The sequence below is a fragment of the Streptomyces sp. IMTB 2501 genome (assembly GCF_001953885.1).
Classification (GTDB): domain Bacteria; phylum Actinomycetota; class Actinomycetes; order Streptomycetales; family Streptomycetaceae; genus Streptomyces.
On record NZ_MQUS01000036.1, the window covers coordinates 1 to 17,585 of the forward strand.

A 17,585-nucleotide genomic window follows, 5' to 3' on the forward strand; every position below is an offset into this window, starting at 1 on the left:
ACTGCAGGGGGGACCCTGTGGGAGAGTAGGACACCGCCGAACAATTTTTCCAAAAAGGTCGGATCCTGAACTTCGGTTCGGGGTCCGGCCTTTTTACGTTTTCCTTAACGTGTCGTTCACCCTGCGCGCCGAGCATCCAGCACATGGGTACTGCTGCAATGCTCAGGGCCGCCGGTGTCGGGGTCGGTGACGAGGTCGTCGTACCGGCCTTCGGTAACGTCGAAGTCGCCGAGGCCGTGACCCTGGCCGGTGCGCTCCCGGTGTTCGCCGACATAGACCCGGTGACCTACTGCCTCGACCCCGGTGCTGTCGAGGCGGCCGTAACTCCGCGCACGGCAGCGGTCGTTGTCGTACACCGCTTCGGACGTTGGGCCGACCTCAAGCGGTTGCGCGGGCTGGGCCGGCGGCACGAGCTGCTGGTGCTGGAGCAGGGCGAGTCCGAGGCGCCGTACGACGAGATAGCGCAGCGTCGCGAGCGGGCCTCGTACCTCGATGCCAAGCTCAAGGGCGTGCGCACGCCGGACGGCGGGGACGGGCACACCTATCAGCAGTATGTCGTCCGGGTGCCGGGGAACGGCCGGCCGGACCGGGACGCCTTCGCGATGGCCTTGCGGGCCAAGGGAGTTGAGTGCCGGGTCCCGGTCAAGACGCCCGTGCACCGGCTGCCGGAATTCCGTCGCTGTGTGTCCCTGCCGGAGACCGAGCTGGCCGCAGACGAGACGCTCACGCTCCCCGTGGATGCTTCGCTGACGAAGCGGGAGATGCAGCGGATCGTCTCCGCGTGCAATGCGCTCGGGGGACTGCTGCAGCCCGCCTACTGAGCGGATCCCGAACGAATTTGGGAAGTCGGTCCTGCTCGGGGTACAGTTTCTTCGTCGCCGCGAGGGAAACCTCGAAAACGACAGGCCCCTATAGCTCAGTCGGCAGAGCGTCTCCATGGTAAGGAGAAGGTCAACGGTTCGATTCCGTTTGGGGGCTCCAGTACAAAAGGCCTCACCCTTTCGGGTGAGGCCTTTTGTGTGTCCGGCGCCTTCTTCGCGTCTCACGCCTCCTTGTGGTGGCCCGGGACGCGCATCGCCAGGATCGCCATGTCGTCCGACGGGGCGTCCGAGGCGAAGCGTTCCACGGCGCGCATGATGCGTGCGGCGACCGCGCCCGCGGTCAGGCCGGTGCAGGTGGTGAGGACGTCGGCGAGGCCGTCGTCGCCCAACATGCGGGAGCCCTCGCGGCGTTCGGTGACGCCGTCCGTGACACACAGAAGTACGTCACCGGGGTCGAGGGTGACGGTCTCCTCGTGCAGTTCCAGGTCCTCGATCACGCCCAGCAGCGGCTGCGGTTCGGCGGCGGGTGTCACCGTGCCGTCCTGGCGCAGGCGCAGCGGGAGCGGGTGGCCGGCGCACACCACCTTCAGCTCGGCGCTGCCGTCCTCCTGCGGGCGCATCTCGCCGTAGAGGAGGGTCAGGAAGCGGCTGCGGTCGCCCTCGTCGAGAATGGCGGAATTCAGACGCTGCAGGACCGCCGGTCCGGACAGGCCCTCACGGGCCAGCAGGCGCAGGGCGTGCCGGGCGAGGCCGGTGACCGCGGCCGCGTTCGGGCCCGTGCCGCAGACATCGCCGATGGCGAAGCCGTAGGCGCCGTTGCCGATGGGGAACAGGTCGTAGAAGTCACCGCCGACTTCGTTGCCCTCGCCGGCCGCGCGGTAGATGACCTCGACCTCGACGCCGTCGATGTGCGGGGTGCCGGGCGGGAGCAGGCTGCGCTGGAGGGCCTGGCTGATGGCCGTGCGTTCCGAGTAGAGGCGGGCGTTGTCCAGGGCGAGGGCGGCCCGGCGGGACAGGTCCTCGGCCAGTTCCAGGATTTCCTGGCGGAAGTGTTCGTCGGTGGGCTTGCCGAGGACGAGCATGCCGATGACGCGGTTGCGGGCGACGAGCGGCAGGACGACCGTCTCGCCGCCGACCGCGGAGGCCGTGGCCAGGGTCGGGCCGATGCCCGCGGTGACCCGGTGCGTGGGGCCGCCGGCCAGGCCGAGACTGCGCATGGAGGTGCGCAGGGCTGCCTGGTGCGCCACCTCGCCGGGGATGGTCCACACGCGGGCGCCGGGGGTCGGTACCGGGTCCGGCGGCGGGACCTTCGACAGCAACGACTTGATGCCGTCGATCAGTTCCTCGTCCTCGTGCAGGACGTACGACAGATAGGGCTCGGAGGCCTGGTCGGCGATCGTGTAGACGGCGCACCAGGTCGCCAGGGTGGGGACCGTCATCTGGGCCATCAGGGCCAGGGTCTGGTCGCGGTCCAGGGTGCCGGCGAGCAGGTCGGAGGCCTCGACCAGGAAGCTCAGGGAGCCGCGGCGCAGCCGCTCCAGCTCACCGAGGCGGGCCGACTCGACGGCCAGGGCGATACGGTCGGCGGCGAACTGCAGGCGCAGCGCCTCCTCGTTGGAGTACCGGCCGGGTGCCTCGGCCGCGACGCCGAGGGAGCCGGTGAGCCGGCCCTCGACCTTCAGCGGGACCGTGACGACCGAGCGCATGCCGGTGCCCGACAGCAGCGGTACGGCCCCGGGTACGGCGGTGAGGTCGTCGTGGACGGCGGGCATGCGCGCGGAGCCGTAGCGTCCGGGGCCGGCCTCGACGGGGACACGGGCGAAGCGCTGGCGGGCCGAGGGCAGGCCGGTGGAGGCGCGGACCTCCAGCTCGGTCTCGTCGTCGGTGGCCAGCAGCAGGAACGCGGAGTCGCCGTCGAGCATGTCGCGGGCGCGCTCCACCGTGCGCTGCAGCAGACCGTCGAGGTCGTCCGGGGCGGGGGAGCCGATGAAGACCTCGAAGGGGTCGGTGCTCTGCCCGTCAGGGGACTGGGGCTGGTCGGAGGCCGGCACGCGCGGCGGGGACTGGAGTACGGCGCGCTCGTGGTCGCGGACCAGGAGGCAGACGGTGGAGGGTTCGCCGCCGGTGTCGCGGACCCTGAGGTGGGAGGCGTAGACCGGGGCCACCCGGCCGTCGGCGCCGCGGATGCCGTAGCTGCCCTCCCAGCGGGAGAGCCGGAGGGCCTCGGCCACGCCGGTGCTGGTGCCCGGGGTGTGCGGCCAGGCCGCCAGTTCGGTGAGCGGCCGGCCGACGACCTCGGGGGCGGGGTAGCCGAAGAGCTCCTGGGCGTCCTCGTTCCAGGAGGTGATGGTGCCCTTCCGGTCGACCTGGAGGACCGCGACGCGGACCCGGCCGTCGGCCAGCGGAAGCAGGTCGGCGGGGAGGGAGGGACCGGCTGTCCGGGTGCCGACCGGGCGCTCGGGGAGGTTGAGCTGAAACCAGACGTTCTTGTGGGTGGGCGTGTAGTCGACGCCCCAGCGGGCGGCCAGGGCCGCGCACAGCTGCAGGCCGCGGCCGCCCTCGCGGTCGGGGCTGCCCATCGAGGCGGGAGCGTTCTGGAGGGGTACCTCGCGCTCGGGGTAGCGGTCGGCGACCTCGATGCGCACGCCGTCCTCGGTGCGCAGGCACAGCACGTCCGCGTGTGTGCCCGCGTGCACGACCGCGTTGGTCACCAGTTCGCTGGTGAGGACGACGGCGTCGTCGACGATATCGGCGAAGCCCCATCCCTGGAGGGTGTCGCGGACGAAGGACCGGGCGGTCGCGACCGATCGCCCGACGGGCTCGAAAGTGGCGGCCGCTCGCGCGGTGATCACAGAACTCCTCGGCCGGTTGTCGACGTGCAGGGCTGCTTGGCCGACCGGCTCGCGCCGCTGCTGCGGCATCAGCTCGCCCGTCGGCTGTGGCTCCGGGGGCTGTCCCCCGGGGATGACTCCGGTGGTCATGGTCTGCGGCCGCCCCTCCGATGCCCGCTCGTTCTCGTGCCACCGCCCAAGCCGGTCGGACCGGTGCGGCTGGACAGCCGCATGCAAGGTTACTTACCTTCGCCGTCCGAGCGGATGCCGGTCGCCGGTGTTTACCCCCCATGGTGTGCGGACGATGTGCGAAGCTGCCGAACTGTTATGGCCTGGTTCGGGCAGGGTGAAACACTGGGCAAGCTTCTGATGAAGGTCGGGTCGGGCTGCGTGTGTTCCGTGTACGGCGGGCAGCAGCCCCTGGTGTGGCCGGATCTCGTCTGGCAGAAATACGCAGCAGTAACGGGTACGCGGAGGTATCCGGTATGCCGATGACCGGCAGGCCGGGCCGAAGCGGCCGAGCACAGCAGTAACGGTCTACCCCTCCGGGAGGGACACAGTGGAGTCTGGCGCGGCGACGCGTGGCACGAAGACGCGCGCGAAAGGCGGACCGTCCCTGGGCAGGCGCGGCAGTACGACTGCGGTGGACACGGCTGCCCTGAACCGGCTGCTGGCGGCGCTCGTCGCGATGCGTGACGGGAACTTCCGCAAGCGGCTCACGGTCTCCGGGGACGGCGTGATGTCGGAGATCGCGGCCGTCTTCAACGAGGTGGCCGACCGGAACATGCACCTGACCGGGGAGCTGTCCCGGGTACGGCGCATGGTGGGGCGTGAGGGAAAACTCACGGAGCGGCTGGAGACGGGAGCCTGCGAGGGCTCCTGGGCGTCCGCCATCGACGCCTCCAACGCCCTGGTCGACGATCTCGTCTGGCCGGTGTCGGAGGTCAGCCGGGTACTGACCGCCGTCGCCGAGGGCGATCTGTCGCCGCGCATGGAGCTGCGGACGCAGGCGCCGGACGAGGGCACCGGGCATCCGCTGCGGGGCGAGTTCCTGAAGGTCGGCCGTACCGTCAACAATCTGGTCGACCAGCTGTCGACGTTCACGGACGAGGTCACACGCGTGGCCAGCGAGGTCGGTACCGAGGGCAAGCTCGGCGGGCAGGCCCGGGTGCGCGGTATGTCCGGTTCGTGGAAGGACCTGACCGAGTCCGTCAACACCATGGCCAACCGGCTGACCGCGCAGGTGCGAGACATCGCACTGGTCACCACGGCGGTCGCGCGCGGTGATCTGTCACGCAAGGTCACCGTGCATGTGGCCGGCGAGATGCTGGAGCTGAAGAACACCGTCAACACGATGGTGGAGCAGCTGTCGTCCTTCTCCGTCGAGGTGACCCGGGTGGCCCGTGAGGTGGGCACCGAGGGCATCCTGGGCGGGCAGGCGCAGGTGCCGGGTGTGGCCGGTGTGTGGAAGGAACTGACCGACTCGGTCAACACGATGGCGGGCAACCTGACCGCACAGGTGCGGGGGATCTCGCAGGTCACGACAGCTGTCGCCAACGGTGACCTGTCGCAGAAGGTGACGGTTCCGGCGCGCGGCGAGGTGGCGCAGCTCGCCGAGACGATCAACCAGATGACCGAGACGCTGCGGATCTTCGCGGACGAGGTCACGCGCGTCGCGAACGAGGTCGGCGCGGAGGGGCGCCTGGGCGGTCAGGCGAACGTGCCGGGCGCCGCCGGTACGTGGAAGGACCTGACGGACTCCGTCAACACGGTCTTCCGGAACCTGACCACGCAGGTGCGCGACATCGCCACCGTGACGACCGCTGTGGCCAGCGGTGATCTGTCGCAGAAGGTCACGGTCGACGTGGCGGGCGAGATGCTGGAGCTGAAGAACACCGTCAACGGGATGGTGGACCAGCTGTCGGCGTTCGGTGCCGAGGTGACGCGGGTCGCGCGGGAGATCGGTGTCGAGGGTGAGCTGGGCGGTCAGGCGCAGGTGCCCGGTGCAGCCGGTGCGTGGAAGGACCTGACGGATTCCGTCAACACCGCGTTCCGCAATCTCACCGGTCAGGTGCGCAACATCGCCCAGGTGACGACGGCGGTGGCCAACGGCGACCTGTCCCAGAAGGTCACCGTGGACGTCTCCGGCGAGATGCTCCAGCTGAAGAACACCGTGAACACGATGGTGGACCAGCTGTCGAGCTTCGCCGACCAGGTCACGCGGATGGCCCGGGACGTGGGTACGGAGGGCCGCCTCGGCGGTCAGGCCCGGGTGGACGGCGTGTCGGGCACGTGGAAGGAGCTGACGGACTCCGTCAACTTCATGGCCGGCAACCTGACGTCTCAGGTGCGGCAGATCGCGCAGGTCACGACGGCCGTGGCGCGCGGTGACCTGTCGCAGAAGATCGACGTCGACGCGCGCGGCGAGATCCTGGAGCTGAAGAACACGATCAACACGATGGTTGATCAGCTGTCCGCCTTCGCCGACCAGGTGACCCGGGTCGCGCGTGACGTGGGTACGGAGGGCCGCCTCGGCGGTCAGGCGCAGGTACCCGGTGTGGCCGGTGTGTGGCGGGATCTGACCGACTCCGTGAACGGCATGGCCGGCAACCTCACGGCCCAGGTGCGCAACATCGCGCAGGTCGCCACCGCCGTTGCTCGCGGTGACCTCTCCCAGAAGATCACCGTGGACGCGCGCGGGGAGATCCTGGAGCTGAAGAACACGCTGAACACGATGGTGGACCAGCTGTCGTCGTTCGCCCAGGAGGTCACGCGTGTGGCTCGTGAGGTGGGTACGGAGGGCATCCTCGGGGGTCAGGCCGAGGTGCAGGGTGTCTCCGGTACCTGGAAGGACCTCACGCAGTCCGTGAACTTCATGGCGAACAACCTGACGATCCAGGTGCGCAACATCGCCGAGGTCACGACGGGGGTGGCCAAGGGCGACCTGTCGAAGAAGATCACTGTTGACGCCAAGGGCGAGATTCTTGAGCTGGTCACGACGGTCAACACGATGGTTGATCAACTGTCCAGCTTCGCCGAGCAGGTGACCCGGGTGGCCCGTGAGGTGGGCACCGAGGGCATCCTGGGCGGTCAGGCGCATGTGCCGGGCGTCACCGGTATCTGGAAGGACCTGAGCAACAACGTCAACCTGATGGCCAACAACCTGACCATGCAGGTGCGCAACATCTCGCAGGTGTCCGCGGCTGTCGCCAACGGTGACCTGACGCGGCAGGTGACGATCGAGGCTCGGGGTGAGGTCGCTCAGCTCGCCGACACCATCAACACCATGGTCAGGACGCTGAGTTCGTTCGCCGACCAGGTCACCAAGGTGGCCCGTGAGGTGGGCACGGACGGCATCCTGGGCGGTCAGGCGCACGTACCGGGTGTGGCCGGTACCTGGAAGGACCTCACCGAGTCGGTGAACCAGATGGCGTCCAACCTGACCGGACAGGTGCGCAACATCGCCATGGTCACCACGGCCATCGCCAAGGGTGACCTGACGAAGAAGATCGACATTGACGCGCGCGGCGAGATCCTTGAGCTGAAGACGACGATCAACACGATGGTCGACCAGCTGTCCAGCTTCGCCGAGGAGGTCACGCGCGTGGCCCGCGAGGTGGGCACCGAGGGACAACTCGGCGGCCAGGCACGCGTGCGTGACGTCGACGGCACCTGGCGGGACCTGACCGAGTCGGTGAACGAGATGGCCGGGAACCTGACCCGGCAGGTGCGGGCCATCGCGCGCGTGGCGACCGCGGTGACCCGCGGCGACCTGAACCTGAAGATCGACGTCGACGCGTCCGGCGAGATCCAGGAACTGCAGGACTACATCAACAAGATGATCGCCAACCTGCGCGACACCACGATCGCCAACAAGGAGCAGGACTGGCTCAAGGGCAACCTGGCCCGTATCTCCGGCCTCATGCAGGGCCGCCGCGACCTGGAGGACGTGGCCTCGCTGATCATGAGCGAGCTGACCCCGGTGGTCTCCGCACAGCACGGCGCGTTCTTCCTGACGATGCCGCTCATGGAGGGCAAGGACGCCGGTGACGGCGGCGAGGCCTACGAGCTGCGGATGCTGGGTTCGTACGGCTACTCGATGGGCTCCATGCCGACGTCGTTCCGGCCCGGTGAGGCGCTGGTCGGCACGGCCGCCCAGGAGAAGCGCACGATCCTGGTGGAGAACGCGCCCAGCGGCTATCTGAGGATCTCCTCGGGGCTCGGCGAGGCCCCGCCGGCGCAGGTGATCGTGCTGCCGGTGCTGTTCGAGGGCAATGTGCTCGGGGTGATCGAGCTGGCCTCCTTCACGCCGTTCACGCAGATCCAGAAAGACTTCCTCAACCAGATCGCCGAGATGATCGCGACGAGCGTCAACACCATCTCGGTCAACACCAAGACCGAGCAGCTGCTGAAGCAGTCGCAGGAGCTGACCGAGCAACTCCGGGAGCGATCGGCCGAGTTGGAGAACCGGCAGAAGGCGCTGCAGGCCTCCAACGCCGAACTGGAGGAGAAGGCCGAGCTGCTGGCCCGGCAGAACCGCGACATCGAGGTGAAGAACACCGAGATCGAGGAGGCCCGGCAGGTCCTGGAGGAGCGCGCCGAGCAACTCGCGGTGTCGATGCGCTACAAGAGCGAGTTCCTCGCCAACATGTCGCACGAGCTGCGTACTCCGCTCAACTCGCTGCTGATCCTCGCCAAGCTGCTCGCCGACAACGCCGAGGGCAATCTCTCGCCGAAGCAGGTGGAGTTCGCCGAGACCATCCACGGCGCCGGTTCCGATCTGCTCCAGCTGATCAACGACATCCTCGACCTGTCGAAGGTCGAGGCGGGCAAGATGGACGTCTCGCCCACGCGTATCGCGCTCGTCCAGCTCGTGGACTACGTGGAGGCCACCTTCCGGCCGCTGACCGCGGAGAAGGGCCTGGACCTGTCCGTACGGGTCTCCCCGGAGCTGCCCGCGACCCTGCACACCGACGAGCAGCGGCTGCTGCAGGTGCTGCGCAACCTGCTGTCGAACGCGGTGAAGTTCACCGACTCCGGCTCGGTGGAGCTGGTGATCAGGCCGGCCGGCATGGACGTACCGGTGCGCATCCGGGAGCAGCTTCTGGAGGCCGGCTCGCTGACCGATCCGGAGGCGCCGCTGATCGCGTTCTCGGTGACCGACACCGGCATCGGGATCGCGGCCAGCAAGATGCGGGTGATCTTCGAGGCGTTCAAGCAGGCGGACGGCACGACCAGCCGCAAGTACGGCGGCACCGGCCTCGGCCTGTCGATCTCCCGGGAGATCGCGCAGCTGCTCGGCGGCGAGATCCACGCGCAGAGCGAACCGGGCCGCGGCTCGACGTTCACGCTGTACCTGCCACTGCACCCGAGCGAACTGCCGCCGCAGGGCTACCAGCAGTCCGTGCCCCAGCTGGAGGCCCGCGAGTTGCTGGCCTCGGAGGCGGAGGCGTCCTCGGAGCTGTCCGCGGCGGAGATCGAGACGCCGGCCGAGGTGAAGTCGTACCGGGAGACGCAGAACGGTCCCGCGGCGCTCTTCCGGCGCCGTCGGCGGAGTCTGCCGCAGGGCGAGCGGCGGTCCGAGCAGTGGGCAGGGGTGCCCGAGCAGGAGGGCGCGCCGCAGTCCGCGCGCGCGGTGCGGTTCGGCGGCGAGAAGGTGCTGATCGTCGACGACGACATCCGCAACGTGTTCGCGCTGACCAGCGTCCTGGAGCAGCACGGTCTTTCGGTGCTGTACGCCGAGAACGGCCGCGAGGGCATCGAGGTGCTGGAGCAGCACGACGATGTGGCGGTCGTGCTGATGGACATCATGATGCCGGAGATGGACGGGTATGCGACGACCACGGCGATTCGCCGGATGCCGCAGTTCGCCGGACTGCCGATCATCGCGCTGACCGCGAAGGCGATGAAGGGCGACCGGGAGAAGGCGATCGAGTCCGGCGCCTCCGACTATGTGACCAAGCCGGTCGACCCGGATCATCTGCTGGCCGTGATGCAGCAGTGGATGGGTGGGAAGTGACGAGATCGGCACACCATGACGTGAACACCCGGGGAACCCTCGGCACGTGTCGGGAGTTGCCCACTTGAGGTGAGTGCGAACGTACGACTTAAGGTGGCTGCACACGTATGGGAATGCCAGATTCCGGGAACCATCCCGGCCTCCGCCGCGTTTCCGCTACGTGCACAGTGACATCGCGGTGACAGGGTGTGGCGACAGGCGGGGTACGGCTACGATGACCGGCACAAGGACGGGCGGCGAAAGGGAGTCGTCCCCTGGGGCGGCGCCCGGTGTACCGCCGGGGCGAGGAGGGCGGGCCATGGTGCAGAAGGCCAAGATCCTCCTGGTCGATGACCGGCCGGAGAATCTGTTGGCGCTGGAGGCGATCCTCTCTGCGCTCGATCAGACGCTGGTGCGGGCATCGTCCGGGGAGGAAGCACTCAAGGCACTGCTCACGGACGATTTCGCGGTCATCCTGCTGGATGTCCAGATGCCGGGCATGGACGGTTTCGAGACCGCCGCGCACATCAAGCGGCGCGAGCGGACCCGGGACATCCCGATCATCTTCCTCACGGCGATCAACCACGGCCCGCATCACACTTTCCGGGGCTACGCGGCGGGTGCGGTCGACTACATCTCCAAGCCGTTCGATCCGTGGGTGCTGCGCGCGAAGGTCTCGGTGTTCGTCGAGCTGTACATGAAGAACTGCCAGCTGCGCGAGCAGGCGGCGCTGCTGCGACTGCAGTTGGAGGGCGGCGGCAAGGGCGCGGTCGGCGGCAAGGAGTCCGCCGGGCTGCTCGCCGAGCTGTCCGCGCGGCTCGCGGCCGTCGAGGAGCAGGCCGAGGCGCTGTCCAAGCAGCTGGACGACGATTCGGCGGACGCGGCCGCGGTGGCCACGGCGGCCCATCTGGAGCGCAAGCTCACCGGGTTGCGGCGCGCACTGGACGCCCTGGAACCGGGCGCCGGCCCCGCCGGCTCCTCGGTGCCGGCGCAGAACTGACCCACACCGAGGCGGCGGTTGCCCATGAGCGCGCGTCAGCTCCGGTCTCCTGCAAGGGCGACACGAACGGGTGAAGCTGTGGGCACACGTGTCCGCTGTCGTCTCCCCCGGTAACCTCACACCCATGGCCTCACGTCCCTCCGCAGCCAAGAAGCAGCCCGCGAAGAAGGCGGCCGCTCCCGCGAAGGCTCCGGCGAAGAAGGCCGCAGCAAAGAAGGCGGCGGCCAGGAAGGCGCCCGCCAAAAAGGCTCCGCCCAAGAAGGCCGCGCCGAAGCCGGCACCGAGCCCCACCGGGGGCGTGTACCGGCTCGTGCGCGCCCTCTGGCTCGGCCTGGCGCACGCCGTCGGCGCCGTCTTCCGCGGCATAGGGCAGGGCGCGAAGAACCTCGACCCGGCTCACCGCAAGGACGGCATCGCGCTGCTGCTGTTCGGCATCGCGCTGATCGTCGCCGCCGGCACCTGGGCCAACCTCAAGGGCCCCGTCGGCGGCCTCGTGGAGATCCTCGTCACCGGCGCCTTCGGCCGGCTCGACCTGCTGGTCCCGATACTGCTCGCGGTGATCGCCGTACGGTTCATCCGGCACCCGGAGCAGCCGGAGGCCAACGGCCGGATCGTGATCGGCCTGTCCGCGCTCGTCATCGGCGTGCTCGGCCAGGTCCACATCGCCTGTGGCTCGCCCGCGCGCAGCGACGGCATGCAGGCCATAAGGGACGCCGGCGGCCTCATCGGCTGGGCGGCGGCCACCCCGCTGACGTACACCATGACCGAGGTCCTCGCCGTACCCCTGCTGGCGCTGCTGACGATCTTCGGCCTGCTCGTGGTGACCGCCACCCCGGTCAACGCCATCCCGCAGCGGCTACGGGCGCTCGGCGTACGCCTGGGCGTGCTGCACGACCACGACGCGGAGGGGTACGAGGAGTACACCGACGACGACGAGCGCTACGACGAGCAGTGGCGCGAGGCGCTGCCCGCGCGCCCCCGTAAGCGCTCGTCCGCCCCCAAGGCGTACGACCCCGACAACGCCGAGGAGGAGGCCCTCTCGCAGCGCCGCGGCCGCCCCAGGCGCTCCGCGGTGCCCCAGCCGGATCCGCAGCGCCATATGGACGCCGTGGACGTCGCGGCGGCCGCCGCCGCGGCGCTCGACGGCGCGGTGCTGCACGGCATGCCGCCCTCCCCGCTGGTCGCCGACCTCACCCAGGGCGTCAGCATCGGCGACCGCGAGGAGACCACCCCGGTGCCCACCCCCGCGCCGGCTCCCAAGCCGTCGCCGGTGCCGGCCGCGCGCCCCAAGCAGGAGAAACTCCAGCCCGGGACCGTCCCCGACCTGACCAAGAAGGCCCCCGAGGAGCCCCGCGACCTGCCCCCGCGCGCGGAGCAGCTCCAGCTCTCCGGGGACATCACCTACTCGCTGCCGTCGCTGGACCTGCTCACGCGCGGCGGCCCCGGCAAGGCGCGCAGCGAGGCCAACGACGCGGTCGTCGCCTCGCTCACACAGGTCTTCACCGAGTTCAAGGTCGACGCCGCCGTCACCGGCTTCACCCGCGGCCCGACGGTCACCCGCTACGAGGTCGAACTCGGACCTGCCGTGAAGGTCGAGCGGATCACCGCACTGACCAAGAACATCGCGTACGCCGTCGCCAGCCCGGACGTACGGATCATCAGCCCCATCCCGGGCAAGTCCGCGGTCGGTATCGAGATCCCGAACACCGACCGGGAGATGGTCAACCTCGGTGACGTGCTGCGCCTCGCGGAGTCCGCCGAGGACGACGACCCGATGCTGGTCGCCTTCGGCAAGGACGTCGAGGGCGGGTATGTGATGCACTCGCTGGCGAAGATGCCGCACATGCTGGTCGCGGGCGCCACCGGCTCCGGCAAGTCGTCCTGCATCAACTGCCTGATCACCTCGGTCATGATGCGGGCGACCCCGGAGGACGTCCGGCTGATCCTGGTCGACCCCAAGCGCGTCGAACTGACCGCGTACGAGGGCATCCCGCACCTGATCACGCCGATCATCACCAACCCCAAGCGGGCCGCCGAGGCCCTGCAGTGGGTCGTCCGCGAGATGGACCTGCGCTACGACGACCTCGCGGCCTACGGCTACCGGCACATCGACGACTTCAACCAGGCCGTGCGCGAGGGCAAGGTCAAGCCGCCGGAGGGCAGCGAGCGGGAGCTGCAGCCGTACCCGTATCTGCTGGTGATCGTGGACGAGCTGGCCGACCTGATGATGGTCGCCCCGCGTGACGTCGAGGACTCGATCGTGCGCATCACGCAGCTCGCGCGCGCGGCCGGCATCCACCTGGTGCTCGCCACCCAGCGCCCCTCGGTCGACGTGGTCACCGGTCTGATCAAGGCCAACGTGCCCTCCCGGCTGGCCTTCGCCACCTCCTCGCTCGCCGACAGCCGCGTCATTCTCGACCAGCCCGGCGCCGAGAAGCTGATCGGCAAGGGTGACGGCCTGTTCCTGCCGATGGGCGCCAACAAGCCGACCCGTATGCAGGGCGCGTTCGTCACCGAGGCCGAGGTCGCGGCCGTCGTCAAGCACTGCAAGGACCAGATGACGCCCGTCTTCCGGGACGACGTCACGGTCGGCACCAAGCAGAAGAAGGAGATCGACGAGGACATCGGCGACGACCTCGACCTGCTGTGCCAGGCGGCCGAGCTGGTCGTCTCCACCCAGTTCGGGTCGACCTCCATGCTCCAGCGCAAGCTGCGCGTCGGCTTCGCCAAGGCCGGGCGGCTCATGGACCTCATGGAGTCCCGCAACATCGTGGGACCGAGCGAGGGCTCCAAGGCACGTGACGTTCTTGTGAAGCCTGATGAGCTGGATGGCGTGCTCGCTCTGATTCGCGGGGAGTCTGAGGAATAGAAACAAGACGGGACAGGGTGAAGGGCCGTCCGGCGGACACTGGTTACGCCGGGTGGCGTCATCGTCGTGATCCACCCGTTAGAGATCGGCGGGCAACCGTTTCCCTTTCCCGTACGTCCAGTTGAGCGAGAGGAACAGGAAGGCATCTCATCCTGGGGTACCTCTTGTCCAGCCCTCGGCATGTCCGGCCATTCCGATGGCGTACAAAGTCCCACCGCCCGGTTGCCCCACCCTTTCGTACCACCCCTAGACTGAGCTTCCAGCACAGGTGGCTACACGCTCGAAAGGCGCCCCCGTGTCCATCGGCAACTCCCCTGAAGACGAGCGTCCGTTCCGAGACGAGTCCCAGGAACCCCGTGTCCCCGTGGGCCGCGCCCTGCAGCAGGCGCGGATCGCGGCCGGGCTCACCGTGGACGACGTCAGCAGTGCCACTCGTGTCCGTATCGCCATCGTGCACGCCATCGAGGTGGACGACTTCGGTCCGTGCGGCGGCGACGTGTATGCCCGCGGACACATCCGAACGCTGGCCAAGGCTGTCCACCTCGATCCCGCACCCCTGATCGCCCAGTACGACGCCGAGCACGGTGGCCGTCCCGCCCCCACCCCGGCAGCACCTTTGTTCGAGGCCGAGCGAATCCGTCCCGAGCGGCGCGGGCCGAACTGGACCGCGGCCATGGTCGCCGCGATCGTCGTCGTGATCGGGTTCGTCGGCTTCACCATGGTGAAGGGCGGCGACTCCGGAAGCGATGCGAAGTCGCAGGTCGCCGAGGGCAGCACGCCCGCCGCCAGCAAGTCCGCCTCCGCCACACCGAAGAAGGACAAGCCCGCCGCGCCGAGCACCGTGCCCTCCGACAGCGCCATCGCGGCGGCGCCCCAGGACAAGGTGACCGTCCAGGTCAGCGCGCCGAACGGACGCAGCTGGATCTCGGCCAAGGACCACAACGGCCGGATGCTCTTCGACGGGCTGCTGAAGAAGGGCGAGTCCAAGACCTTCCAGGACAGCTCCAAGATCAACCTGATCCTCGGCGACGCCGGCGCGATCGAGCTGTACGTCAACGGCAAGAAGATCGACAACAACTTCCAGCCGGGCGCCGTGGAGCGCCTGACCTACACGAAGGGTGACCCGGTAGCGGGCTGACCGGTCCCTCTGAGACCGCGGATGTGACGGGGTCGGCACAAGATCGGCCAACCCCGTCGACGTGGGCTGTCAGTGGGACGAAGTAGTCTTGAGCCCATGCCTGAACGCCGTACCGTCGCACTCGTCACTCTTGGCTGCGCCCGTAACGAGGTGGACTCGGAGGAGCTCGCAGGCCGTTTGGAGGCGGACGGCTGGCAGCTCGTCGAGGACGCCGCGGACGCCGATGTCGCCGTGGTGAACACGTGTGGCTTCGTGGAGGCCGCGAAGAAGGACTCCGTCGACGCCCTCCTCGAAGCCAATGATCTCAAGGACCATGGGAGAACCCAGGCCGTCGTGGCGGTGGGCTGCATGGCCGAGCGGTACGGCAAGGAGCTGGCCGAGGCACTGCCCGAGGCCGACGGCGTGCTCGGCTTCGACGACTACGCGGACATCTCCGACCGCCTGCAGACCATCCTGTCCGGCGGCATCCACGCCTCCCACACCCCGCGCGACCGCCGCAAGCTGCTCCCGATCAGCCCGGCCGAGCGACAGGAGTCGGCCGCAGCCGTCGCGCTGCCCGGCCACGGCCCCGCCGACCTCCCGGACGGCGTCGCGCCCGCCTCCGGCCCGCGCGCACCCCTGCGCCGCCGCCTGGACGGCGCCCCGGTCGCCTCGGTCAAGCTCGCCTCCGGCTGCGACCGGCGCTGCTCCTTCTGCGCCATCCCGTCCTTCCGCGGCTCCTTCATCTCCCGCCGCCCCAGCGACGTGCTGAACGAGACCCGCTGGCTGGGCGAGCAGGGCGTGAAGGAGATCATGCTGGTCTCCGAGAACAACACCTCCTACGGCAAGGACCTGGGCGACATCCGCCTGCTGGAGTCCCTGCTGCCGGAACTGTCCGAGGTCGACGGCATCGAGCGGGTGCGCGTCAGCTACCTGCAGCCCGCCGAGATGCGCCCGGGACTCATCGACGTCCTGACCTCGACGCCCAAGGTCGCCCCGTACTTCGACCTGTCCTTCCAGCACTCCGCGCCCGACGTGCTGCGCGCCATGCGCCGCTTCGGCGACACCGACCGGTTCCTGGAACTGCTCGACACGATCCGCTCCAAGGCCCCCGAGGCCGGCGTGCGCTCCAACTTCATCGTCGGCTTCCCCGGCGAGAGCGAGGCGGACCTGGCCGAGCTGGAGCGCTTCCTGACCGGCGCCCGCCTGGACGCCATCGGTGTCTTCGGCTACTCCGACGAGGAGGGCACGGAGGCGGCGACCTACGACGACAAGCTGGACGGGGACGTCGTGGCCGAGCGCCTGGCGCGCGTGTCCCGGCTGGCCGAGGAACTCGTCTCGCAGCGCGCCGAGGAGCGCGTCGGAGAAACGGTGCACGTGCTGGTCGAGTCGGTCGACGCGGAAGAGGGCGTCTACGGCCGTGCCGCGCACCAGGCGCCCGAGACCGATGGCCAGGTGCTGCTCACGAGCGGCGCGGGCCTCACGGTCGGACGTATGGTCGAGGCGAAGGTGGTCGGTACGGAAGGTGTCGACCTGGTGGCCGAGCCGCTGACCGGCTCGCTCGCGTGTAGTGAGGAGGCGGGCAGATGACGGGAGTCCCGGCATCCGCCGCGGGTGGCTCCTCCGGCGCGCACGGCGCCCGGGGTTCCGGCGCCGCTGCCGACGGCGTCAAGTCCGAGGGCTCCGGTTCTGCCTCAGGTTCCGAGGGCGGCGGCAGGGCACCGCGCGGCGCCAAGATCGCGGCCGCGGCCGTCAACCAGGCGAGCGTCTGGAACGTGGCCAATCTACTGACCATGCTCCGCCTGGTCCTGGTGCCCGGCTTCGTGGCGCTGATGCTGGCGAACGGCGGCTATGACCCGGCCTGGCGCTCGCTGGCCTGGGCCGCCTTCGCCGTCGCCATGATCACCGACCTGTTCGACGGGCATCTGGCGCGCACCTACAACCTGGTCACCGACTTCGGGAAGATCGCCGACCCCATCGCCGACAAGGCGATCATGGGGGCGGCGCTCATCTGTCTTTCGGCCCTGGGCGATCTGCCGTGGTGGGTGACGGCCGTGATTCTCGGCCGGGAACTCGGCATCACGCTGCTGCGTTTTCTGGTCATTCGCTACGGCGTGATCCCGGCCAGCCGTGGGGGCAAGCTGAAGACCCTCACCCAGGGCGTGGCGGTGGGGATGTATGTCCTGGCGCTCACGGGGTGGCTGGCCACTCTGAGGTTCTGGGTGATGGCCGCGGCGGTCGTCCTCACCGTCGTCACGGGCCTCGACTACGTAAGACAAGCCATTGTGCTGCGCCGCCGGGGAATCGCCGAGCGCGCGGCCGCGTTGGAGGAGAAGGAAGCGTGAGTGCGCAGGCCACCGAACTGGTGCGACTACTGACCGTGAGGGGCGAGAGCCTCGCCGTCGCCGAGTCGCTCACCGGTGGCCTGGTGGCCGCGGAGATCACCTCGGTCCCCGGGGCGTCCAAGGTGTTCCGGGGCTCGGTGACCGCCTACGCCACCGAGCTGAAGCATGAGCTGCTGGGCGTCGACGCCACCCTGCTGGCGCGGCAAGGAGCGGTGGACCCGCAGGTCGCGGGCCAGATGGCAGCCGGAGTACGGAAGGCTCTGGGCGCCGACTGGGGCATCGCGACCACCGGAGTCGCCGGCCCCGAACCGCAGGACGGCCGGCCCGTCGGGACGGTGTTCGTGGCCGTCGACGGGCCGTTCACCGACCGCCCCGGTTGCGCCGGTGGCGGAAAAGTGGAGAGCCTGCGGTTGAACGGCGGCCGTGCGGAAATCCGTATGGAGAGTGTACGGAGCGTGCTCGCACTGCTCCTGGAGCAGCTTGCGGGCGAACACACCGGGAACGAGCGGGCACAGGATACGGAACGGAACGGGGGGTTTTGATGTTTGCAGCCCTGAGTGAACACGACATCGCTCCCCGCACGGCCGCGGCGCGAGGCGGTACG

The 17,585-nt window shown here is 69.3% G+C and carries 9 protein-coding genes and 1 tRNA gene; 9 read left to right on the plus strand and 1 reads right to left on the minus strand.

Features of this window, described 5'->3' with window-relative positions; genetic code table 11:
• The first annotated feature begins 158 nt into the window (after window positions 1-158).
• Together AV521_RS39275 and AV521_RS39280 are read left to right on the plus strand one after the other, a co-directional pair.
• A complete protein-coding gene (locus tag AV521_RS39275) occupies window positions 159-821 on the plus strand; it encodes a DegT/DnrJ/EryC1/StrS family aminotransferase (protein WP_076095820.1) in 663 nt (220 codons plus the stop codon).
• A gap of 84 nt (window positions 822-905) precedes the next feature.
• Window positions 906-981: transfer RNA gene (locus AV521_RS39280), tRNA-Thr, on the plus strand.
• A gap of 61 nt (window positions 982-1,042) precedes the next feature.
• On the opposite strand, the gene AV521_RS39285 is transcribed toward AV521_RS39280, so the two are convergent.
• On the minus strand, window positions 1,043-3,802 hold the full coding sequence (locus AV521_RS39285; RefSeq protein WP_076095821.1) for a SpoIIE family protein phosphatase: 2,760 nt from the start codon (window positions 3,800-3,802) through the stop codon (window positions 1,043-1,045).
• A 409-nt stretch (window positions 3,803-4,211) separates the two neighbouring features.
• Between AV521_RS39285 and AV521_RS39300 the strand changes: the two genes are divergently transcribed.
• The 7 genes from AV521_RS39300 (at window position 4,212) to AV521_RS39330 (ending at window position 17,523) form a co-directional block, all read left to right on the plus strand.
• Window positions 4,212-9,671 carry a HAMP domain-containing protein gene (locus AV521_RS39300; protein WP_107481142.1) on the plus strand — a complete coding sequence of 1,820 codons (5,460 nt, stop codon included), beginning with the start codon at window positions 4,212-4,214 and terminating at the stop codon, window positions 9,669-9,671.
• A gap of 298 nt (window positions 9,672-9,969) precedes the next feature.
• Window positions 9,970-10,650: a two-component system response regulator gene (locus AV521_RS39305; protein WP_023546293.1), complete on the plus strand. Its 681-nt coding sequence runs from the start codon at window positions 9,970-9,972 to the stop codon at window positions 10,648-10,650.
• Between the two features lie 124 nt (window positions 10,651-10,774).
• On the plus strand, window positions 10,775-13,519 hold the full coding sequence (locus AV521_RS39310; protein WP_179023732.1) for a DNA translocase FtsK: 2,745 nt from the start codon (window positions 10,775-10,777) through the stop codon (window positions 13,517-13,519).
• A 295-nt stretch (window positions 13,520-13,814) separates the two neighbouring features.
• Entirely contained in the window at window positions 13,815-14,657 is an 843-nt protein-coding gene (locus AV521_RS39315) for a helix-turn-helix domain-containing protein (protein ID WP_076095823.1), read from the plus strand.
• Window positions 14,658-14,753: 96 nt separating this feature from the next.
• Window positions 14,754-16,226: a 30S ribosomal protein S12 methylthiotransferase RimO gene (gene rimO, locus AV521_RS39320; RefSeq protein WP_076095825.1), complete on the plus strand. Its 1,473-nt coding sequence runs from the start codon at window positions 14,754-14,756 to the stop codon at window positions 16,224-16,226.
• On the plus strand, window positions 16,223-16,981 hold the full coding sequence (gene pgsA / locus AV521_RS39325) for a CDP-diacylglycerol--glycerol-3-phosphate 3-phosphatidyltransferase (protein WP_076095827.1): 759 nt from the start codon (window positions 16,223-16,225) through the stop codon (window positions 16,979-16,981). Before rimO ends, pgsA begins: the two co-directional genes overlap by 4 nt.
• A complete protein-coding gene (locus AV521_RS39330) occupies window positions 16,978-17,523 on the plus strand; it encodes a CinA family protein (protein ID WP_076095829.1) in 546 nt (181 codons plus the stop codon). Before pgsA ends, AV521_RS39330 begins: the two co-directional genes overlap by 4 nt.
• The last annotated feature ends 62 nt before the right edge of the window (window positions 17,524-17,585 follow it).